21 protein-coding genes and 2 pseudogenes are annotated in these 19,598 nt (G+C 41.4%); 12 read left to right on the top strand and 11 right to left on the bottom strand.

The annotated features are described in order from the left end of the window. Positions 1-96: 96 nt before the first annotated feature. Complete coding sequence (locus RM347_RS16625) at positions 97-591, bottom strand: TM2 domain-containing protein (RefSeq protein WP_322716148.1); 495 nt, start codon at positions 589-591, stop codon at positions 97-99. 667 nt (positions 592-1,258) lie between these two features. Between RM347_RS16625 and acsF the strand changes: the two genes are divergently transcribed. Further along, positions 1,259-2,335 carry a magnesium-protoporphyrin IX monomethyl ester (oxidative) cyclase gene (gene acsF / locus RM347_RS16620; RefSeq protein WP_322716147.1) on the top strand — a complete coding sequence of 359 codons (1,077 nt, stop codon included), beginning with the start codon at positions 1,259-1,261 and terminating at the stop codon, positions 2,333-2,335. Between the two features lie 168 nt (positions 2,336-2,503). Here the strand turns inward: acsF and hisD are convergent, their stop codons facing one another. From hisD to RM347_RS16605, 3 genes are all read right to left on the bottom strand, one after another. Next, a complete protein-coding gene (hisD, locus tag RM347_RS16615; RefSeq protein WP_322716146.1) occupies positions 2,504-3,784 on the bottom strand; it encodes a histidinol dehydrogenase in 1,281 nt (426 codons plus the stop codon). Positions 3,785-3,955: 171 nt separating this feature from the next. Next, entirely contained in the window at positions 3,956-5,332 is a 1,377-nt protein-coding gene (locus tag RM347_RS16610; protein WP_428850567.1) for a type I restriction endonuclease, read from the bottom strand. 150 nt (positions 5,333-5,482) lie between these two features. Next, on the bottom strand, positions 5,483-5,665 hold the full coding sequence (locus RM347_RS16605) for a hypothetical protein (protein WP_322716144.1): 183 nt from the start codon (positions 5,663-5,665) through the stop codon (positions 5,483-5,485). A 533-nt stretch (positions 5,666-6,198) separates the two neighbouring features. Between RM347_RS16605 and RM347_RS16600 the strand changes: the two genes are divergently transcribed. Then, positions 6,199-6,711: a hypothetical protein gene (locus RM347_RS16600; protein WP_322716143.1), complete on the top strand. Its 513-nt coding sequence runs from the start codon at positions 6,199-6,201 to the stop codon at positions 6,709-6,711. 155 nt (positions 6,712-6,866) lie between these two features. Here the strand turns inward: RM347_RS16600 and RM347_RS16595 are convergent, their stop codons facing one another. Together RM347_RS16595 and RM347_RS16590 are read right to left on the bottom strand one after the other, a co-directional pair. Then, positions 6,867-7,448 (bottom strand): thioredoxin family protein, encoded by a 582-nt coding sequence (locus RM347_RS16595; RefSeq protein WP_322716142.1) that lies wholly within the window; start codon positions 7,446-7,448, stop codon positions 6,867-6,869. Between the two features lie 150 nt (positions 7,449-7,598). Continuing rightward, on the bottom strand, positions 7,599-7,814 hold the full coding sequence (locus tag RM347_RS16590) for a chlorophyll a/b-binding protein (protein ID WP_322716141.1): 216 nt from the start codon (positions 7,812-7,814) through the stop codon (positions 7,599-7,601). 197 nt (positions 7,815-8,011) lie between these two features. Here RM347_RS16590 and thyX point away from each other — a divergent pair. The 4 genes and pseudogenes from thyX to RM347_RS16570 form a co-directional block, all read left to right on the top strand. Then, positions 8,012-8,532 (top strand): annotated as a pseudogene (thyX, locus tag RM347_RS16585) (FAD-dependent thymidylate synthase); the annotation flags it as partial. Positions 8,533-8,612: 80 nt separating this feature from the next. Next, positions 8,613-9,514: pseudogene (locus RM347_RS16580) on the top strand (Rpn family recombination-promoting nuclease/putative transposase). Between the two features lie 134 nt (positions 9,515-9,648). Further along, positions 9,649-11,142, top strand: a complete 1,494-nt coding sequence (locus RM347_RS16575; RefSeq protein WP_322716140.1) for a thymidylate synthase — start codon at positions 9,649-9,651, stop codon at positions 11,140-11,142. Positions 11,143-11,482: 340 nt separating this feature from the next. Then, entirely contained in the window at positions 11,483-12,049 is a 567-nt protein-coding gene (locus RM347_RS16570; RefSeq protein WP_322716139.1) for a deoxycytidylate deaminase, read from the top strand. 231 nt (positions 12,050-12,280) lie between these two features. On the opposite strand, the gene RM347_RS16565 is transcribed toward RM347_RS16570, so the two are convergent. Then, positions 12,281-12,961, bottom strand: coding sequence for a tetratricopeptide repeat protein (locus RM347_RS16565; protein ID WP_322716138.1), 681 nt, complete (start codon positions 12,959-12,961; stop codon positions 12,281-12,283). 128 nt (positions 12,962-13,089) lie between these two features. After that, positions 13,090-15,063 carry an acetate--CoA ligase gene (gene acs / locus RM347_RS16560; RefSeq protein ID WP_322716137.1) on the bottom strand — a complete coding sequence of 658 codons (1,974 nt, stop codon included), beginning with the start codon at positions 15,061-15,063 and terminating at the stop codon, positions 13,090-13,092. Positions 15,064-15,331: 268 nt separating this feature from the next. Here acs and RM347_RS16555 point away from each other — a divergent pair, with 268 nt between their 5' ends. The 4 genes from RM347_RS16555 (at position 15,332) to RM347_RS16540 (ending at position 18,050) form a co-directional block, all read left to right on the top strand. Further along, a complete protein-coding gene (locus RM347_RS16555) occupies positions 15,332-15,976 on the top strand; it encodes a restriction endonuclease subunit R (RefSeq protein WP_322716136.1) in 645 nt (214 codons plus the stop codon). A 30-nt stretch (positions 15,977-16,006) separates the two neighbouring features. Continuing rightward, complete coding sequence (locus RM347_RS16550) at positions 16,007-16,744, top strand: Uma2 family endonuclease (RefSeq protein ID WP_322716135.1); 738 nt, start codon at positions 16,007-16,009, stop codon at positions 16,742-16,744. Positions 16,745-16,849: 105 nt separating this feature from the next. After that, positions 16,850-17,542, top strand: a complete 693-nt coding sequence (locus tag RM347_RS16545; RefSeq protein WP_322716134.1) for a hypothetical protein — start codon at positions 16,850-16,852, stop codon at positions 17,540-17,542. A gap of 67 nt (positions 17,543-17,609) precedes the next feature. Beyond that, positions 17,610-18,050, top strand: a complete 441-nt coding sequence (locus RM347_RS16540; RefSeq protein ID WP_322716133.1) for a hypothetical protein — start codon at positions 17,610-17,612, stop codon at positions 18,048-18,050. Between the two features lie 107 nt (positions 18,051-18,157). Here the strand turns inward: RM347_RS16540 and RM347_RS16535 are convergent, their stop codons facing one another. The 3 genes from RM347_RS16535 to RM347_RS16525 are packed head-to-tail and all read right to left on the bottom strand — an operon-like array spanning position 18,158 to position 18,731. Then, positions 18,158-18,409 carry a type II toxin-antitoxin system RelE family toxin gene (locus RM347_RS16535; RefSeq protein WP_322716132.1) on the bottom strand — a complete coding sequence of 84 codons (252 nt, stop codon included), beginning with the start codon at positions 18,407-18,409 and terminating at the stop codon, positions 18,158-18,160. Next, complete coding sequence (locus tag RM347_RS16530; protein WP_322716131.1) at positions 18,406-18,675, bottom strand: DUF6887 family protein; 270 nt, start codon at positions 18,673-18,675, stop codon at positions 18,406-18,408. The genes RM347_RS16535 and RM347_RS16530 overlap by 4 nt, the downstream gene beginning before the upstream one ends. Further along, positions 18,672-18,731, bottom strand: a complete 60-nt coding sequence (locus RM347_RS16525) for a hypothetical protein (protein WP_416211866.1) — start codon at positions 18,729-18,731, stop codon at positions 18,672-18,674. Before RM347_RS16525 ends, RM347_RS16530 begins: the two co-directional genes overlap by 4 nt. 7 nt (positions 18,732-18,738) lie before the next feature. Here RM347_RS16525 and RM347_RS16520 point away from each other — a divergent pair, with 7 nt between their 5' ends. Continuing rightward, the gene (locus tag RM347_RS16520; RefSeq protein ID WP_322716130.1) at positions 18,739-19,374 is read left to right on the top strand and encodes an EH signature domain-containing protein; all 636 of its coding nucleotides are present in this window, start codon (positions 18,739-18,741) and stop codon (positions 19,372-19,374) included. Then, positions 19,337-19,588, top strand: a complete 252-nt coding sequence (locus RM347_RS16515) for a hypothetical protein (RefSeq protein ID WP_322716129.1) — start codon at positions 19,337-19,339, stop codon at positions 19,586-19,588. The genes RM347_RS16520 and RM347_RS16515 overlap by 38 nt, the downstream gene beginning before the upstream one ends. Positions 19,589-19,598 lie beyond the last annotated feature (10 nt).

Genomic DNA, 19,598 nt, shown 5'->3' with positions numbered 1-19,598 from the left:
GGTCATTGGTCATTAGTTTTTAACAAAGGACAAAGGACAAAGGACAAATGACAAAGGACAAATGACTAATAACAAAGGACAAATGACTAATAACAATTAAAGTTCGTGGAAATGGTAGGTAACGGCTCCAGTATTGGGGTCGTTATCTATTTTCACATAACCTGATTTGTACATCTCCTTAAGAGTAGCTTCCACTTCAGCAAAGCTAGCTCCGGTAAACTTCACCCCTTGAGTCACAGTTAAAATACCACCCTTGCTTTCCGCCGCTTCGATCAGCTTCATCATAAGTTGGCTACCAGTTGGGCGGTGGACTTGAGAGGCAACCACTGCTTGATTCAACGGCACACCCAAGGGAGATACACCCGCTTTTAATCTCAGGTTACGTTCGTATTCGTCAACCATGCCGGGGATAAACAACAAATCCACAACCTGCCCTATACCAAATACACCACCAGTCAACAGCCACAACAAACCAGTCCCGATCTTGCCATTGTAGAAACGGTGCAATCCTCCCACCCCGATAAATCCGACTGCACACAAGATGTAAGAGACAAGAAGTCGGTCTTTCTGCTGATTGTTTTCAAGATTCATCTTGTTTTCAACCCTTTGGATTTGCTCTTGTTATCTAAAATGGTTAATCCATACTGTTTTTTATACTAAGCATGGATAGCTAGACTTAAATCTTGCACCAGTTGCTTTATGGCAATTTTTGTAAGTAGTTACTGCTGTTAGCTCCAACTCTGATTTGACGTTGTGGGCAGTATCCAATCTACAGTTGTTGATAATAGTGCAAGATATCACCAAGTAATTAGAATTTTTCAGTAATTCTGCTAATCATGGATTGTTAATTTTAAGATGAGCAACATAATTGATTAAACTGCATTAATTTATTGTAGTAAGAACCACAGAAAATTACTGAGATAACAGGGCTTTGAGAATACAAGAGGTGCGTGTTACTCCACTTGATCTAAACAGTGATAATTACTGAACTACGTTTATTTGACTACTTATCCGCGATTCTTAGTTCCGCAAACATTGAATGATTGTTGCAACTCTTAATCTTTTGCTTACAAATTTCTAACCCGTACCTTGGTAGACTGAACTTTATACAATTGGATTATTGTGGGCTGTTACGCTTTAACAGAACATTACCCTTGGCTTTCTGGTGAGGCAGTCGCTCAGAGGGGTTTTCCCCATGAGGAACTGTTGAACCCGAAGGGTCTACTTAAGATAATAAAGACGAAAGAGCAATCAAGACATGGTAGATTCCCTCAAAAAACCAGGCTTTGAAGAAATCCGGCCAGGGATTAAAGTCCCGGCAAAAGAAACCCTGTTAACACCTCGGTTTTATACTACCGATTTTGATGAGATGGCGCGGATGGATATCTCCGTAAATGAAGACGAGTTACAAGCCATTCTCGAAGAGTTCCGCACTGACTACAACCGCCATCACTTTGTTCGGGATGCTGAGTTTGATCAATCCTGGGATCATATTGACGGGGAAACTCGCCGATTGTTCGTTGAGTTTCTAGAACGTTCCTGTACGGCAGAGTTTTCCGGCTTTTTGCTGTATAAAGAACTCGGTCGTCGCTTGAAAGGAAAAAGCCCCGTCTTGGCAGAGTGTTTTAACCTGATGTCACGGGATGAAGCACGTCATGCTGGCTTTTTGAACAAAGCTTTGTCGGACTTTAATCTGTCCTTAGATTTAGGGTTTTTGACTAAGAGTCGCAGTTATACCTTCTTTAAACCGAAATTCATCTTCTACGCTACTTATCTTTCTGAGAAGATCGGTTATTGGCGCTACATCACCATTTATCGCCATTTAGAAGCACATCCCGAAGACCGGGTTTATCCAATCTTCCGGTTCTTTGAGAACTGGTGTCAAGATGAAAACCGTCACGGCGATTTCTTTGATGCGATCATGAAATCCCAACCGCAAATATTGAATGATTGGAAAGCACGGCTGTGGAGTCGGTTCTTCCTATTGTCGGTGTTTGCGACAATGTATCTCAATGACATCCAACGCAAGGACTTTTATGCCACCCTGGGATTGGATGCGCGAGAATACGATATCCATGTAATTCAGAAAACTAACGAAAACGCAGGTCGGGTGTTCCCACTGATGCTGGATGTAGAGAATCCAGAGTTTTATCAGCGGTTGGATACTTGTATAAGCAATAACGAGAAGCTGGGTGCGATCGCTAACTCCAACACTCCCAAATTCTTGCAATTCTTCCAAAAACTGCCACTTTATATCTCCAATGGCTGGCAGTTATTGCGCCTGTACCTGATGAAACCGATTGATACTGTTTCTGCTCAAGGGGCAGTTCGTTAATTTATAACAGGTTTGCGAAAGCTTTAGTGGTTCTGCTGTTTGCAGAGCCACTTTTTTTGTCAAAAATCATCTTCTTCATACCTTGACCCCTACCGCTCAACCTCTTGTCAATTCTTAAATTTAGAATTGTTGACTGGGAACGAGGAACTGCAAAATTATCTCAGCTTATTATTCCAGACGCACAGATACACTACCTGCATGGGCCGGTAAACCTTCTGCTTCTGCTAACGTCACGGCTGCTTTGCCTAGTGTCTGTAATGCTTGTTGATTGCATTCCAAATAAGTAATCCGCTTGAGAAAGTCGTAGACACTCAAGCCAGAGGCAAATCGGGCAGAACGTGCAGTAGGCAGTACATGGTTGGGGCCTCCTACATAATCGCCAATTGCTTCTGGGGTATAACGTCCTAGAAACACGCTACCAGCACACTTAATTTGATTGGCAAGCAATTGTGGGTTGTCTACACACAATTCCACATGTTCTGGAGCTAGTTGATTGAGCAGTGGTATACTTTCTGCCAAATCGCTGACAATAATCACGGCTGCATAATTTTGCCAACTGGCATTAGCGACTTCTTTGGTAGGCAGATTAGCGAGAATTTTTTCAACCGCAGCTATCACTTGCCCGGCAAAAATTTCCGAATCAGTAATCAAAATTGACTGGGCGCTAGGATCGTGTTCTGCTTGCGATAACAAATCCCAGGCAATCCAGTCTGGGTTATTTTGGCTGTCGGCTACCACCAGAATTTCGGAAGGACCGGCGATGCTGTCAATGCCAACAGTACCAAATACTTGACGTTTAGCTTCAGCAACATAAGAATTACCAGGACCGACAATTTTATCTACGGGGGCAATGCTTTGTGTACCATAGGCTAATGCTGCGATCGCTTGCGCGCCACCAATGCCATAAATTTCCGTAATACCAGCAACTTGGGCAGCTGCGAGTACGGCAGGATTAATCTCACCGCCAGGCATCGGTACTGTCATAACGATTCGTTCTACGCCAACAATTTTGGCAGGTAGGGCGTTCATCAGTAAAGAACTAGGATAGCTAGCACGTCCTCCAGGTACATAAATTCCCACTTGAGACAGCGATATCCAATTTAATCCCAGTTTTACCCCGGCTGTATCGGTGTAGCCAATATCTTGCGGTAGTTGTTTTTGATGGAAAGCCACAATCCTCTCAGCAGCAAATTCCAGTGCAGCTTTGACATCAGCAGGACATTGTGCCGCGTGTTCGGCAATAAAGGTTTCGCTCAGATGCAAAGACTGGGGATTGTAGCGATCAAAGCGGCTAGTATAGTCCTTGACTGCGGCATCACCACGCACTTTGACATCAGCTAGAATCTCGCGTACTGTCCCACTAACATCAACTGTAACTTCCCGGCGATCGTTGACAAGGGTTTTGAATCTACTAGAAAAATCTTTGTCGGTAGTTTGAAGCAGCTGCATAAACAGTACCTTGCAAGCGGTGAGTTTTCTAATTAGTTTAACGTGGGTTCGACGGGTTAAAAAAATTATAAAAAAAAGGCTGAGACTGTATTTGGATAAAAAATACTGGTCAGCCCGCTTACGGATTTGTTCAGACAGTTTGGTAATATCTTCAATGGATCCCATCTTGAATTAAGCTGATTTTTCCATTCTTATTACATCTGGGGTAAATGCTTGATGCTTGGCTGCTTCTACCTCGTAACATCTGAGAATCAGTGATGTCAGCTTATCGAAATCGCTGACAGAAGAAATAATTACTTTTGATGCGGCATCCCCCAGAGAAGCTGCTACTTCCTGCACTTCAAAGTTTGAAGCTAGCGACTTTACTTCATCTACACTTAGCCGAGTAATAAAACTTTTTTTCTGCGAAGACAGATATAGCCGCAAAAACCACCAAGTACTTTTGCCAAGATTGATACCAAAGTAGGAGGTAGTATCTCTGTACTTGAGTTCAAAACTGTAGCTCTTTGAAGTTTGCGTAATCGCTTTAATTTTTTCAAAAGCTGTGAGTTCTTCAGTTGTTGTTACTATTCTTGATTCTTGAGAGTGTTCGGGTTGTTCCTCTTCTTCAATTTCTGGTTCTACTTCAACTTTGACAGGTTGAGACATTTCTCGGCTAAGTGAGCTTGTCATTAAGTCTAGTAAACTTCCCTGAATCGACTTTTTAATAATTGGGTTAAATTTATTAACAACCTTAGTATTAATATTACCTGAGAACTCATACTTGGAATCAGAAGCACGAAGTTCAGATACTAAAAAATGAATAAATTTTTCAGAAGGAGAGCGCAGAAGATTTCCTACAAGCTGAGTCATGCCTTTTACATATACCATTTCCTCTGCATGGTGAGTAATAGCTGCCACATCAAAAGTGTCACGGTGGAATACTTTAAGGTTTTCAATATCTTTAGAATCATATTCAAGGATATTAAAAATGAAAAATGGCTCCTTGTCCATCATATTTGGGTGACGTAAGTCAGTAAAAAAACGGTATTCAATACCATTAGTGACGACAGCTACTTTTGCTGTCAGAAGTGCATTAAAATATTTTCTTAATTGTCCATCGTGTGCATCAGCTTTTTGTCCACGAGCTTTTGCCTCTACGAGCATAACTATATTATTGTTAATAGCTAAAGCATAATCTACCTTTTCAAACTGTCCTGCTTTCCTAGTAGCAAAATCCGCTACATATTCGGGAATTACTTCACTAGGGTCATAGACATCGTAGCCAACAGCACTCAAAAAAGGAACAATCAGTGCCATTTTAGTAGCTTCTTCGCCAACAACTTGGTCAAATCGCTTACGCACTTGTTCAGACACCTTAGCAATATCTTCAGTGAATCCCATCTTAGTTACTCCTGGTAGATTAGTGATTATTGATACGTCTTTTTTGGAAAATAGGAGTGATTGTAAAGTAATGTAGTACATTTGAATTGAAAGTGTTAGTGCGATCGCCTTCCTTATCACTCCTATAAAAGTATTCCCAAATAAGTACCAGCCAGTAACACTCATGACCTGTTCACAAGTGCAATGGTATTGGTAATAAATAACAATAAATCAGAATGATTTTTGATGAAGCCAGTCTATAACGATTCTCAAAAGAAAAATGCTCAAGCTAATTATTAAAGCCCACAGATGAATTCGTAGGGTCTTTAATACAAGCTAACTTGTCGCTGCTGCTTTGTTGCCATTATGGTTGCTATTTTTGCTGCTATTGCTGTTCACACTGGTAATGAATAACGGTTGCTGTGAACTGGGAGTTGGTGACTCGCCTCGCAGTCCCTTATGGCGCTGATTCTCAGGAACACCTCCGCGCCATGCTGTACTCCACACTGCTTTTACCATTTACTCAGCACTCGTTACTCAGTACGGGCTAAACACCCCGCTATCCATGTACAGCACTGTTTCGGTGAGAAAGGTTTTCGTGAGTTTCTACGGTTATAACAGAAGCCGACATTAGGATACACTGGCTTTTGAATACACCGGAAGTTCATCAGCGACTTAGTTTGTCGCTTCTGGTGACTTCTTTCCTAGTATCCTATCGCTTTTGGCTGTATGAAACTTACTCCAATCTACGGTAAGTCTCTCTCAAGAAGGTTTCTTAGCATTTAAAACGACTCCCACTGTTTTGAGGCTATAGCCTTAGAATATTTACAAGCTTTACTTACGAATTAGCTCTCTCTAGAAGAAGTACCGTTTTTGCTGTGTAAGCTGACATACTACCTGTTTCTATCCAGCTTTGTGTAGCTTATTAACAAATCAGCGGATTCATTAATATTAACCCTGCTTTACTATTTAGTTTCTTACCCTGGCCTATTTAGACTGCTTAGTGTTCATTTCATCATTTTGTTCAATAGCTTTTAGCCCTTATCGCTCCCATGCTGACCCATCACCGCAAGCCCGTGTGCTTATCACTTATTTCCACTGACCTACCAATTTGGTCTGTTGTCGAAACTGCCGGAACATTGTATCAAAAAGATACTGATAGATTCCATTTGTTGCTGACTGCACCGCCCCTAATTAGCTGCGAAGTAGAAAGTGTCGTAAGTCCAGAAGACACACTTCCCCAAAGTAAGAGCAAAGCTTACGCCCCTAACAGTCCCAGGATTTTGTGGCTAGAAATTTCCCCTTACCGAGTCATCATGACTATGCAAGGTAACGCTCAAGTGAGTTACCGTCACTTTTGGGAACAGGGCGTTTATGGAATTAGCCGCTATTGGTTGCCAACAGAATCATTGCAACCTAACGATCCTATTCGTTTACGAAATTTTACTAGTAGCCTAACCCTCAACGGACATCCCTTACCAGAGCATTTGCGTCTGGAATATGAATTGTGGGCAGAAAAAGTCCAACTAGGATGCTACATACTAAATTTGGAAATTAAACATTAATAGTTGTGGGCAGTAGGGAGTAGGGAAAAGTTTTCACAATGCCCACTTGCCCTGAGCGACTCGTGCCGAGCATCTCGACTTACTTCGACTACGCTCAGTACAAGTCGCTCGATGGAGCCGGAGCCGAGGTAAGCCGAAGGGATGCCCAATCCCTTTTAACCAAAATAACTGGGTTGGTTTCCAGGTTTCCATTTAATATTGCAACCAACACTCGGCTTTTGCTCACTCGTAACAGGTTTACCCGCTAGCACTGCTTCAATGGCTGCGCGTAAATCTGCACCTGTTACTGGTTTACCATTACTAGGGCGGCTATCATCTAATTGTCCCCGATAAACAAGTTGCCGTTGCTCATCAAATACAAAAAAATCAGGTGTGCAAGCTGCTGTGTAAGCCTTTGCCGTTTCCTGGCTCTCGTCGTAGCATAAGGTAAAATTAAACCCTTGTTCTGTGGCAAATGCTTGTAACGACTCTGGCGCATCATCTGGGTAATTTTTTGCATCGTTAGCACTGATCGCAACGATCGCTAAATCACTTGTAAAATAATCTTTTCCTAACTGCACTAATTCTTGTTGAATGTGCTTGACAAATGGGCAATGGCGACAAATAAACATTACCAACAGTGCTCTTTTATCTGCAAATGTAGAAAGTGAAGTTGCCTTTCCAGATACCACTTCCGGTAGATTAAAATCTGGTGCTTTTGTGCCTAATGGCAACATAGTTGAAGCAGTTAAAGCCATAGTTAATCCAATATTTTTACGCTGATAACGGCTTTTGCTATCAGTATATTTTTACTCTAGCACTAAGTTTTCCATAAATTAAGAGACGGTAAATTTACCGTCTCTTATATCTCTTATATTTGTTGAGAATTACGTTCTAGAAGTTTGTTTTTACAGACTTGCCAAAACACCAACGATGCCGTGTCCTGTAAATACTTCTAATGCGATGAGAGAGACAAAACCAATCATTGCTAAACGACCGTTGAGCAGTTCTGCATAAGGAGTGAAGCCAGTGCGATCGCCTTGCTCATCTATATAAACTTTTGGCTCGATCGCAAAGTTGTTCAGTTTGCCTTGGTCATCAATTATAGCAGTGCTTGTACGCATGGATTTTTCCCTGTCTTCTCTTTATGTAAATAACTGTAACAACTTTATTAATATTTGTAAAGTAATTTAATCTGATCGAGTAGAAGTCCAAGCCAGAGAAGAGATATGATGAATCGAGTTCAAAGCCATGTCTCAGCAACAGGCTGCGCTCCTTGTTCGCAGGCACTTTCAATCACAAATCCATTCCCCAATAGCTAATGCATCGATTTCGAGTAAAGGTTATTGCGAAAACACCAAACCCGCAGCAGGTGATTTATGCAGCGATGCACCAAGACTATACCGATGGGTTCGTGTTTGATGAGCGCGACTCCTGGCCCTCGGAGTCACAAAGCGGCGAAGTTATTGTTAAGCGACTTTTGCGGGTGAAAGGGGACACTATGGGCCTCTAGAGCATCCCCAGATTGTTTTCAACTGTGGTTACTTTCCCCACAGTGTTATGCAGCAGGCTCGTACTCATCGTGTGGGTGTATCATTTAATGTTCAGTCTTTTAAGTACACAGGCAACCAATTTATTGATGTACTAGAAGGTAAGAAAGACATAGAAGATGTTTTTTACCTACGCTCTGTTGGTTATTACACTGATAGACAAGGCAAAAAATACCATTATTTACCAGAGCAACGAGCAGCAGATTTGGAGTGGTGTCTAGAAGCAGCTAAACGATATCAAGCTGATTTTGAGGGTGGAATGTCTGAAGAACACGCAAGAGGTAAAGTACCATAATCACATTTTGGGGCAATTTCTGAATCCTGACTCCTGAGTTCTGAATTTTTCTTATAAAAAATTTGTAAAATGCTTTCATGCGTCGAGACTCAATATTTTACAAGCTATTTCAACAGTCTCCCACTTTGCTGTTTAGACTAGTGGCAAATCCTCCAAATAATGCAGATAGTTATCGTTTTGATTCAGTGGCTGTCAAAGAACCAAAATTTGAAATTGATGGGGTATTTCTACCACCTGAAAGCGATGGTGCTGGAGTGGTATATTTTTGCGAGGTGCAGTTCCAGAAAGATGAACAACTTTATGAGAGAGTATGGGCTGAATCTTCGTTATATTTCTACCGCAACCGTGCCAGATTTAGCGACTGGCAAGCAGTGATAATTTACCCGTCGAGCAGTATCGAACAAAGTGAAGCAGTACGGTCTTGGGGTCCCCCCAAGTGGAGTAACTGCTGAACCCGAAGGGCGATATTCATCCTCATCGCTCATTGCTAAACGGTGGACAAGTACATCGGGTGTATTTAGATGAATTAGGGGATATTCGTCAATTACCTATATTGGCGCTGATGGTATTAACTACAGTGGATGAAGAACAAGCTCCAGAAGAAGCAAGGTATTTGTTAACAAGAACCACTCAAGAAGTGCTATCACCATTGAGTCGCGCCATAATTGAATTAATAACAACGATTATGGTGTACAGATTTGAACAATTAACTCAAGCGGAGGTAGAGTCTATGTTAGGAATTACGCTTAAGGAAACGCGAGTTTACCGAGAAATTAAAGAGGAAGGACGTGAGGAAGGACGGGAGGAAGCAACAGCTAATCTTATTCTCCGGCAATTGACTAAGCGATTTGGGGAACTTTCTGAGGAAATACGCTCCTCAATTTCTGATTTACCTTTGCCTGTTCTGGAAGATTTGAGTGAAGCACTGTTAGATTTTACTAGTTTGGCCGATTTACAGGTTTGGCTAGAAGCGCGATGAAGCTTTAGACTATCTCATATAAACATTTGCAGGACGATGCATATTCAAAAAGTTCTATGCACTCAAAGAACCTAGTACCAATTTAGATTTAGTGATATAATGAAAGATTGTTAATTTTTTGAATTTAGCCCATCATGACAGCAACGGGTAAGGCAACCCAATTCGAGTACAAAGCACTGCACAAGCCTAACCAGCTTATTTATGGTCTAGGTCAGACGGCAGTGATTACAGGATGGACAGTAAAGCAGGCGATCGCTAAACACTTGCAACCGCAAGAGTATGCTGTAATCGGGCAACTATACTCGCCCACAAGGGGGATAAACTTACTGATTCGCAATTTGCTATTTAATCCCCACGTCCGCTTTTTGGTTGTTCTCAATGCTACAAGGGAAGATAATAACGCGGGTGCGTGTCAGTGCTTGCTGGACTTTTTCCGTAATGGCTTTGAAGAAGGTGTGTGTGATACTGGGTTGCGTTCCTGGGTAATTCGCTCCCCTATCCCTGGATATATTGATCTTGAAGTGGAAGCTAGTGATTTAGAACACCTGCGACATTCTGTAGATTGCAAAGAAGTCAAATCAATTGTTGAGGCAGTTAGTCTAGTTAAATCTTATGCCCAATTAGAAGCACTTTCTCCTTGGGGTTCGCGGTTAGAATTTCCTATGTCTCTCGTTGAGGCAAGTGTTTTACCAGGCTCGCGTTACGGACACCGAATAGAAGGTAAGACTATAGCCGAAACTTGGGTAAAAATCATTCATCGCATTAAGACAACAGGAACAATTAGACCAACTGGCTATGATGGGCAATGGCAAGAATTAATTGATTTAATGGCAATTATTACTGATGAGCCTGTTGACTTTTATTTTCCCAATCCGAATTATTTGCCAATTGATCGCCCTTTTCTTAAAGAATACGTTTCGCAGATTTTAGATGATGCACCTTATAGGGAAGGGTTGAAATATACTTATGGTCAACGTTTACGTTCCTGGTTTGAGCGCGATCAAATTGACCAGGTAATTCAGAAGTTAATTGGAGAAATTGATGCTGCTAGTGCAGTGATGAATTTATGGGATGTAAAAGACCATGAAAAAGGTGGTAGTCCTTGTCTGAATCACATTTGGTTGAGAGTGGTTGATAATGAATTATCATTAACTGCAACTCTTAGAAGTAATGATATGTTTGCTGCATGGCCTGCAAATGCAATGGGATTGAGGGCTTTGCAACAACATATTAGGGATGAAATTGCTCAACGTTCTGAGTATGACTTGAAAATGGGGCCACTCATAACTATTAGTCAGTCTGCTCATATATATGATGATACCTGGGACAATGCAGAGAGGCTAATTACAAATCAATACGCTGCAATTTTGAATCAGCGTAGCTATTATGACCCCTCCGGCAATTTCCTGATTGAGGTTGATGGCAAAGAGATAGTCGTTACCCACACAACCCCTGGTAGTGGTGAGGTGATTAAGTCTTATCGTGGAAAAAACCCCCTCAGCCTACTAAGAGAGATTTGTGCTACCTCTCCAGCAATTCAGCCTGAACATACTGGTTATTTAGGTATAGAACTACAAAAGGCTAGCAACTGTATTAAAAGTGACAAGACTTATATTCAGGATCAGTAAATTAAAAAACTGTAATTCATATATAAATAACTAGCAATCCTAGTGTGAATATCGGCGTGCTAAATGTATAAATTAATTTGCAACACGCCACAATATAACTTAAAATACGTGGGATCAAAGTAGTCTTTTCATCAAGACAGTCAGAGCGTCCTATATACGAAACAGGTAAAAAATATCAAGATTTCCACGCGGCATTCCCACTGTTATTGCTGAAATACAGTTTTACGATCATGAAGATGCTTTGAATCAGCTTAAAAACATTTTGGCGAAGTGGAACCCAGAGCATCCACAGTTTCCGTTGTCAGCAAGGCAGTAAAATAAAGTTTGAAATTGACAGATTATGCAAGATATTTCTCCAATCGACGAACGTCATCAAAGACCAACATGGGATGAATACTTCCTCATGTTGGCTAAACTTGCAGCAACTCGCTCAACATGTTTAGCTTTTCCCGTGGGTGCTGTGATTGTGAAAAACAAGCAGGTGGTGGCAACAGGTTACAATGGCTCACCATCGGGTTCAGCACATTGTACGACTCAAGGATACTGTTATCCAGGGCTAAGTAGCTGTGATGCTAGTAAAACTTTACCCTCAAGGGCTGTACACGCGGAAGCAAATGCGATCGCACAAGCAGCAAAGCATGGGACTTCTACAGATGGTGCAAGTATTTATGTCACTCTAGAACCTTGTCTGTCTTGTTTGAAATTAATTATCTCCGCAGGAATTAAGGAAGTGTTTTATGAAACTTCTTTCAATAGCGGCGAGAAAGCATTAGTGAGAGATTCTTTTGTGAATGAAGGTCTAGTCACTCTCAAGCAAGTTCAGCTTTCTGAAGCTACAGCAAAAAGAGCAGCTTTGTTCCTACTATCTTCTACATGTGTTGTCAGTTTTGACATCGTCACCAAATAGTAGAAATTCCACCAGGAGAAATTATTTGAATCCATTTTTGCATTTTTATTGCAGGACGCAAAGTTTCTAAAAACCTTTCTTTGCGCCTTTGCGTGAAACTATACTTATCCTCCTTCCCACGACTTATTACAGAGATGTCTATCCTTTAACCCGATCGCATTTCTGGCAAAAGATCCTTAAAGCTAATTGTCAGGAACTCTTCTGCATTTTATCCACTGAATAATATGATTTTCATGAAACACCAGGATCGTCAGCAGTTTTAATCTCTTTCAAAATTCGTTCGACTTGGTTAACTTTTTCCCCTCTATTCTGTTCTTTGAAGATATTTAAAGCTTTTTCTAAAGAAGATAGCGCCTCGTCTTTTTTATTTGTTTGCCACAATGCCAGTGCAAAATTAGTCAGCCCCTCGCCATAATTAGGATTAATTTCTAGAGCTTTTTTATATTCAGTAATGGCTTCTTCCCAGCGACTTTGGCTAGCGTAAACAATACCGATCGCATTGTAAGCTAGGGCATATTTTGGCTGGAAGCGAATGGCTTCGCGATAAGAGCTAATTGCTTCTTCTGGTTTCTTTTGCCGAAAAAGTACATTTCCCAGTTGAAAGTGTCCGAAGGCGTCTTCTGGGAATTGTTTAATTAATTTGCGTAAATTTTCCTCTGCACCTGTCAAGTCTCCCTGATTAAATAAGGTATTGGCTTGTTGCAGGAGCTGCGATCGCTCTGATGGCCCTGTGTCTGAAAACTGTGCTAGTTTTTGTGGTTGTCTCTCAACAGACTGTTCAGGCGAATCCAAAGAAACTTTGGCAGTCACCGCTAACACTAATGGTGATAGACCAATTACAGTTATGATACTCAGCATCATGCCGCTAAAAGATTGAACAAATGCTGATTTGAGTTTGCGCTTCACCTTCATGGTCCTAAGTGCCTCAATAATGTTCTAATCTTTATGATAAATTGGCGTGCGTTAGCGCGTAATGCATCACAAGACAGACGGTAAGGGCAGCAAATATATGCGCCCCTACTAAGCTCATTTGGAATTATTTACGCGCCTTCCCGCAATTTATCCAACACGCTTCTATCTTCCAATGTCGAAGTATCCCCAGATACCTCTTGACCCGCAGCTAGATTCCGCAGCAAGCGCCGCATAATCTTACCCGATCGCGTTTTGGGCAAAGCGTCTGTAAAGCGGATTTCTCCCGGACGTGCGATCGCACCTATTTCTTTGACAACGTGCTGTTTGAGTTCTTTACTCAGTTCCTCACTTCCTTGATAAGTACCTTCTAAAGTTACAAAAGCAACTACTTCTTCGCCCTTAAGTTCATCTGGCTTACCCACTACCGCTGCTTCTGCAACCGCTGGATGAGAAACTAAGGCTGATTCTACTTCCATTGTACCGAGACGGTGTCCTGATACATTCAGTACGTCATCCACACGACCCATTACCCAGAAGTAGCCATCTTCATCTTGTCTCGCGCCATCACCAGCAAAATAAGTGTAGTTACCATCTTTGGGTGGGATGTGTTCCCAGTAGGTGCGGCGGAAGCGTTCTGGATCGCCGTAGACTGTCCGCATCATTCCTGGCCAAGGATGGCGCACCGCCAGATAACCGCCTTCGTTATTGGGTACGGTATTTCCTTCCAAATCCACGACATCTGCAATAATTCCTGGGAAGGGAAGAGTTGCGGAACCGGGTTTGGTGGGAATTGCTCCTGGTAGCGGTGTAATCATGATACCGCCGGTTTCTGTTTGCCACCAGGTATCAACAATTGGACAGCGATCGCCACCAATTACTTTGTGATACCACATCCAAGCTTCTGGGTTAATTGGTTCGCCAACGCTTCCCAGCAAACGCAACGAAGACAAGTTTCGCGCATTTGGATGTTGTTCACCCATCTTAATAAATGCCCGAATTGCCGTAGGTGCAGTATAAAAAACATTAACGCCGTATTTTTCAATTACATCCCAGAAACAGCCAGGATTAGAAGCACGGGGCGCACCTTCATACATAACCGTGGTTGCACCGTTGGAAAGGGGGCCGTAAACAATGTAGCTGTGTCCAGTAATCCAACCTACATCAGCGGTACACCAATATACATCTGTGTCTTGCAGGTCGAATATCCACTTGGTGGTTATATGGGTATACAAATTATAACCAGCAGTTGTATGCACTACACCCTTCGGTTTGCCCGTGCTGCCAGAAGTGTAGAGGACAAACAGCATATCTTCGCTGTCCATCGGTTCGGCGGGACAATCTGCTGATACACCTTTTTGTAAATCATGCCACCAATGATCGCGTCCACCCAACTGCATATAAGTTTCCTGTCCAGTGCGCTTGACAACTAGGACATTTTCAACACTGGGAACAGCGCCATCAGCTAAGGCTTTATCTACCTGTTCCTTGAGAGGAACGATCGCATCTTTGCGCCAACCACCATCAGCCGTGATTACCAGTTTAGCTTTGGCATCAATTAAGCGATCGCGCAAAGCTTCAGCACTAAAACCACCAAATACTACGCCGTGGGGTGCGCCAATTCTGGCACAGGCTAACATCGCGATCGCAGCTTCAGGAATCATCGGCATATAAATACCAACGCGATCGCCTTTTTGTACACCCAGTTGCTTCAAAACATTGGCAAACTGGCAAACTTCCCGGTGCAGTTGGGCATAAGTGAGGGTACGCGAATCCCCTGGTTCTCCTTCCCAAATCAGTGCTGCTTTATTTTTGCGCCAAGTAGTGAGATGTCTGTCAAGGCAGTTGTAAGAAATATTAATCTTACCACCAACAAACCATTTAGCAAAAGGCGGTTGCCAGTCTAATACTGTATCCCATTTTTGGAACCATTCTAATTCTGTTCCAGCCAAATCTGCCCAAAATTGCTGTGGATCTGCTTTGGCTTTAGCATAGAGACGCTGATAGTCTTCCAGGCTCTTGATATGGGCGTTTTGTGAAAATTCCGAGGCAGGATAAAAGAGGCGGTTCTCTTGTAGGATTGATTCTATAGTTGGTTGAGACATGGTTATGAATCCGATTTGTGGTGTTACAAAAATAATACGGGAAGTGTGAAAGCCACAATGAACTATATTCTTAACGGAGATTTGTGCAAAAGTGCTTAGAGTTTCGTTAAGATGCGTGAATGTTAAAGATGTTGCAAGATGTAAATATAGTGCTTCTTAGTTGAGTCCTTTCCTACCTCTCCCTAAGCCTCTCCTAAGTGTAGTGAGGTCAGAGTATATTGTATAGAAACGAGAAGCGCTATAGTCTTCACAAACAACGCCTGAAACTATGACACTCACTGTTGAAGCTAGCAGCCTATCTCTCAACGATGTTCATCGTCTTCTTAAATTAGAAGAACTTTCCAATGGTTCATTTACAGATTTATTAAATCTAGAACCACTCTCAGAATTTGAACAGCAAGATTTATTGCGAATTAGAAATGACTTCCGTCGTTACTTAAATGCAGGTAAAATTTCTGAAGGTTTAGTTAAATTCTTAACAATTGCACCTTTAATGCGGTTAGCAGGGTTTTACGATGTGCCAATTCGGTTGACAATGGAAGATAGCATTGCGATCGCAGTCGAAGATGAAGACAAAAGAATTACCGGACGGATGGATATTTTAGCAATCAACAATCCTCAAAGTAATATTGCACCGCCATTTTGGGTTGTAGTGATTGAAACGAAAAACAGTGCGATCAATGTAATTGAGGGTTTGCCTCAATTACTAACTTATGCTTTTAAGAGTTTAGAGCAGCAGTCATCAGTTTGGGGTTTGGTAACTAACGGACAGCTTTATCAATTTGTTTATTTAAGACGTGAAGATCAGCCAATTTATCAGTTAATGCCATTATTAAATCTGACTGAATCTCCCGGTGCAATTAAGTTGTTACAAGTTCTTAAAAGCATCTGCAAGTTACCGAATTTTCAGTAAAATGAACGTATAATTGCGGGGCGATCGCTGATGTCTGAACCTGCTACTTTAGAAATCATCTCCGATCGTGTTTTAGAGGACGAAGTTATTTTTCCTCCTGGCGATATACTGAGTGATGAACCACCCTTCGAAAGTGACCTGCACCGTGACCAAATAGATTTGCTGATTCGCATCCTCAAATTGTGGTGGCGAGAACGACAAGATTTCTATGCTTCTGGGAATTTGACGATTTACTACAGTCCTAACCAGAAAAAATCAGAAAACTTCCGTGGCCTAGACTTTTTTGTAGTTTTGGCACCCCAGAAAAAAGACCGTAAGAGTTGGGTAGTTTGGCAAGAAGACGGCAAATATCCCAATCTGATTGTGGAAATTTTGTCAAGTTCAACGGCAGCAGTTGATAAAGGTTTAAAAAAACAAGTTTATCAGGATACCTTCAGTACACCAGATTATTGCTGGTTTGATCCTGCAACAATGGAACTTCAAGGATTTCATTTAGTTGATGGGAAGTATCAAGAAATTCAACTTACCACTGATGGACGTTTGTGGAGCCAGCAGTTAGAACTTTATTTGGGAGTTTATGAAGGTAAATTAAGATTCTTCACTACTGAAAATCAATTGATACTATCATCTGAAGAATTGGCTGAACAAGAGCGTTTACGTGCCGAACAGGCAGAAGAACGAGTCCAACAGGCAGAAGAACGCGCCCAACAGGCAGAGCAAGAAATTGCTCGACTACGGAGGTTTTGCGTATACAGGGCATCGACCTAGAAAATATTTAATGACATCAGGAAATTGAAAAGACATTTTCAAGTTAAAATTTAGTTAAAACTGTCTGTGTGAAAAAAGCGTTATCTTCTGAAAGTAGGGCATCGTTTGCAAGCAAAAGAGATTAAGGATAAGCTAAAGTACCTTATCGAGCAAGCATCCTCGATAGATCCTAATTTAGCGAGAAGATTAGATGAAATTAATCGTTGGGTAAAGAATATCAAGCCAGGTTCCTTGACTGCAAAACCCTTTGTCATTGCCTTTCTACTAGAGGTGATTACAGATTCTACAATTTGGCTGCTAATCAAATCCTTACCTTCAGAAGAAGAACAAAAAGCAAAGTTCGAGCTGATGACGCCGATTGAGAGATATTGGTATGGTTATCTCTTTCCTAGATGGATCAATGCAAGTGACTCCAAGTTTTATATTTGGAAACAAAAATTGATGGCAGGCGAATTTAATCAGGTTGATGATGATATCATTAAATCAATAGCCCAAGATGTTGTGAGTCGAGAAGGTAGTTTTTGGCAGCGTTATATCGCCGACCTATCGATGGCAACAGACCTAATTGTTAGTAATCGTAACAACCAACCACTGTGCATTCAAGTTACCAGTGTCTGTGAAGAACTTAATTACCAAAAGTATCAAGCTTGGCAAAATACACTGCGATCGTGGGAAATCGAGAGAGGGCTGTTCTTGAGTTACAATCCCAAGGACGCTAATTTTGTTAACCAGTTAGTCAACGTGGCCCTGTATAACAGTGATTACCTTTCTGGTGGCAAATATTTAAAATTTTCGTGAACTTTCAGAAATTTGGTATTTCAGATTTGTGTTCTAGCCTACATACTTACCTGCTATTACAGCTTTTATGGCTAACAAAAGAGAAACTCACTGCAACAATCAAGTAGATACATTTGCTGAAGCTTTAGCAACAGCGCGACAAATGCAGCAAAACTGGCTAACTTATGGGGTTGATTTTGTCAATTTTTACGTTGAAGATGTAGATGGAGACTGGCTAGAAACGTGGGGACATGACGAAATATTAGGTAATTCTCGATTAGATACTATTAAAGAGTTTTTGGTGAGTAATGATAGTGTAGCTGTTAGGGTAAGACAGCATTTAGGAGAGCGATCGCTATTTGATTTTGCAGTAAACTTAGAAGAATCTTGGAGAACTTCTGAAACCAATAACAGGTTATCTGCTGTGAAAAATCTGTTAGCTGGTGAAGGAAATAGTGTTGATACAGACGATATTAGGTTAGTGGATTTAGTAAATAGTCTGCTGGTAAAGTTGGCAGAAATTTTGTGAAATTTGGAATTGCATATTGGTAAAGGAAATTTTGAACTCAAAGGTTTTCATGTTTTATTTTGGTTGCGATTAGGTGGCATATAGGCGATCACTTTTTCAGATAAGCTTTAATAATCTTTGAGATGTGCAATCTTTATCACTGTTAGTAGTAAGGGTTGATCGTGAATCTGGTAAATAATGCGGTATTCACCCAAATGAACCTTATACAGCCGTTCGGTATCCTTCAAGGGGTGAGCATCTTCTGGATATGGATTTAATGCTAGTTCTTCTAACTTTTGTGCTAGTCGTTGCTGCACCTCTAAGTCCAACTCTGCAATTCTCTGCACAGCCGAAGGTGCTAATGTTACTTGGTAGCTCATATCCCTAGCTCCCTTTTAATGTCTTCAAAGGGTGTTGTCCCCAGCCCTGCAATTTCCTCTAGTACCTTATAAGCATCTCTTACATCAGCCTCATCTAACCTTGCTTCAATTAGCTCATTCATCTGCTCTGTTGAGGTAATTTCAATCCCTGGTTCTTCTCTAAGTTTGTCCGTTAACGCATGAAAAGCTTCTTGATCGTCTCGATGTTTCAACACATAAGCTCTTAACTCTTGTTTGGTCATCCCTTGAAAATTTGCCTTAGTCATAAATATCTCACTTTCCCATTTGGCAATATTTCTACTTCAAAGCTTTGTCCAGCCAGAATGTAAATGCGTTGGTATAAGCTTTCAGATCCAGCAAGGCAAAAACTTCGAGACTGGATTGGAGGTATAAATTATGGTGATTTCCAAAAGTTAGTAAATCTAATATTGAACAAGCTCGATTTACAAAGCTTCGAGTCAAATCGGCTATGTAGTCGCAGGGACTTTTGGGCTAATTACAGTAACCGCTTTGAACGGCTTCGGATCTTGTTACCTAAAACATCACAAATTGCCATAGGGTATCAAATCCAAGGTGATGTTAATCTACTAGAGGATGATGGTAGCGACGCGACAGAAGTCTGTATATTCGATTTTGGTGAGTGGTTTGTAGTCGAATTCTTTCGTGGAAGAGGTAGTGAGACGCGCTTGCTTCCTAAAAATTCCAGAAATCAGCAAATCCTTTTTGGTGAATCAACACTTTCAGTCAAGCGGATTCGCTGTCTGGGTGGCGATAAGCACGATCATGTTTATCTTTGGCAGGAATTTTCCCCCACTTGGCTTAAAAATCATGGAATTCTGCCTAATCCAAATACCCAGTCTTCCAGAAAGCCTACAGCAGATCAATTGCGAAGGCGAGAACACAGGCTTGATTCGTGGCAAAGAGAAATTGAATATCTGGAACGGGAAGCTAGAGTCTCTGCATAGTGTAGCTGTTAGGGTAAGACAGCATTTAGGAGAGCGATCGCTATTTGATTTTGCAGTAAACTTAGAAGAATCTTGGAGAATTTCTGAAACCAATGACAGGTTATCTGCTGTCAGAAATCTGTTAGCTTGTGAAGGAAATAGTGTTGATGCAGATAGTATCAGGTTTTTAGATTTAGCAAATATCCTGCTGGTAAAGTTGACAGAGATTTTGTGAAATTTTTAGT

It is taken from the genome of Nostoc sp. ChiQUE02 (assembly GCF_034531305.2).
Classification (GTDB): Bacteria; Cyanobacteriota; Cyanobacteriia; order Cyanobacteriales; family Nostocaceae; genus Nostoc.
This window is presented reverse-complemented; position numbering and strand designations above follow the sequence as displayed.

What these genes read in the sequence shown, in the direction of transcription:
- RM347_RS16550 (WP_322716135.1), top strand. Translation starts at nt 16,007, where the DNA reads ATGTCTGAACCTGCTACTTTAGAAATCATCTCCGATCGTGTTTTAGAG.
- RM347_RS16575 (WP_322716140.1), top strand. Translation starts at nt 9,649, where the DNA reads ATGACAGCAACGGGTAAGGCAACCCAATTCGAGTACAAAGCACTGCAC.
- RM347_RS16530 (WP_322716131.1), bottom strand. Translation starts at nt 18,675, where the DNA reads ATGACTAAGGCAAATTTTCAAGGGATGACCAAACAAGAGTTAAGAGCT.
- RM347_RS16590 (WP_322716141.1), bottom strand. Translation starts at nt 7,814, where the DNA reads ATGCGTACAAGCACTGCTATAATTGATGACCAAGGCAAACTGAACAAC.
- RM347_RS16520 (WP_322716130.1), top strand. Translation starts at nt 18,739, where the DNA reads ATGCGTTGGTATAAGCTTTCAGATCCAGCAAGGCAAAAACTTCGAGAC.
- RM347_RS16565 (WP_322716138.1), bottom strand. Translation starts at nt 12,961, where the DNA reads ATGAAGGTGAAGCGCAAACTCAAATCAGCATTTGTTCAATCTTTTAGC.
- RM347_RS16605 (WP_322716144.1), bottom strand. Translation starts at nt 5,665, where the DNA reads ATGGTAAAAGCAGTGTGGAGTACAGCATGGCGCGGAGGTGTTCCTGAG.
- RM347_RS16610 (WP_428850567.1), bottom strand. Translation starts at nt 5,332, where the DNA reads ATGAGTGTTACTGGCTGGTACTTATTTGGGAATACTTTTATAGGAGTG.
- RM347_RS16600 (WP_322716143.1), top strand. Translation starts at nt 6,199, where the DNA reads ATGCTGACCCATCACCGCAAGCCCGTGTGCTTATCACTTATTTCCACT.
- hisD (WP_322716146.1), bottom strand. Translation starts at nt 3,784, where the DNA reads ATGCAGCTGCTTCAAACTACCGACAAAGATTTTTCTAGTAGATTCAAA.
- RM347_RS16555 (WP_322716136.1), top strand. Translation starts at nt 15,332, where the DNA reads ATGACACTCACTGTTGAAGCTAGCAGCCTATCTCTCAACGATGTTCAT.
- RM347_RS16595 (WP_322716142.1), bottom strand. Translation starts at nt 7,448, where the DNA reads ATGGCTTTAACTGCTTCAACTATGTTGCCATTAGGCACAAAAGCACCA.
- RM347_RS16625 (WP_322716148.1), bottom strand. Translation starts at nt 591, where the DNA reads ATGAATCTTGAAAACAATCAGCAGAAAGACCGACTTCTTGTCTCTTAC.
- RM347_RS16540 (WP_322716133.1), top strand. Translation starts at nt 17,610, where the DNA reads ATGGCTAACAAAAGAGAAACTCACTGCAACAATCAAGTAGATACATTT.
- acs (WP_322716137.1), bottom strand. Translation starts at nt 15,063, where the DNA reads ATGTCTCAACCAACTATAGAATCAATCCTACAAGAGAACCGCCTCTTT.
- acsF (WP_322716147.1), top strand. Translation starts at nt 1,259, where the DNA reads ATGGTAGATTCCCTCAAAAAACCAGGCTTTGAAGAAATCCGGCCAGGG.
- RM347_RS16535 (WP_322716132.1), bottom strand. Translation starts at nt 18,409, where the DNA reads ATGAGCTACCAAGTAACATTAGCACCTTCGGCTGTGCAGAGAATTGCA.
- RM347_RS16570 (WP_322716139.1), top strand. Translation starts at nt 11,483, where the DNA reads ATGCAAGATATTTCTCCAATCGACGAACGTCATCAAAGACCAACATGG.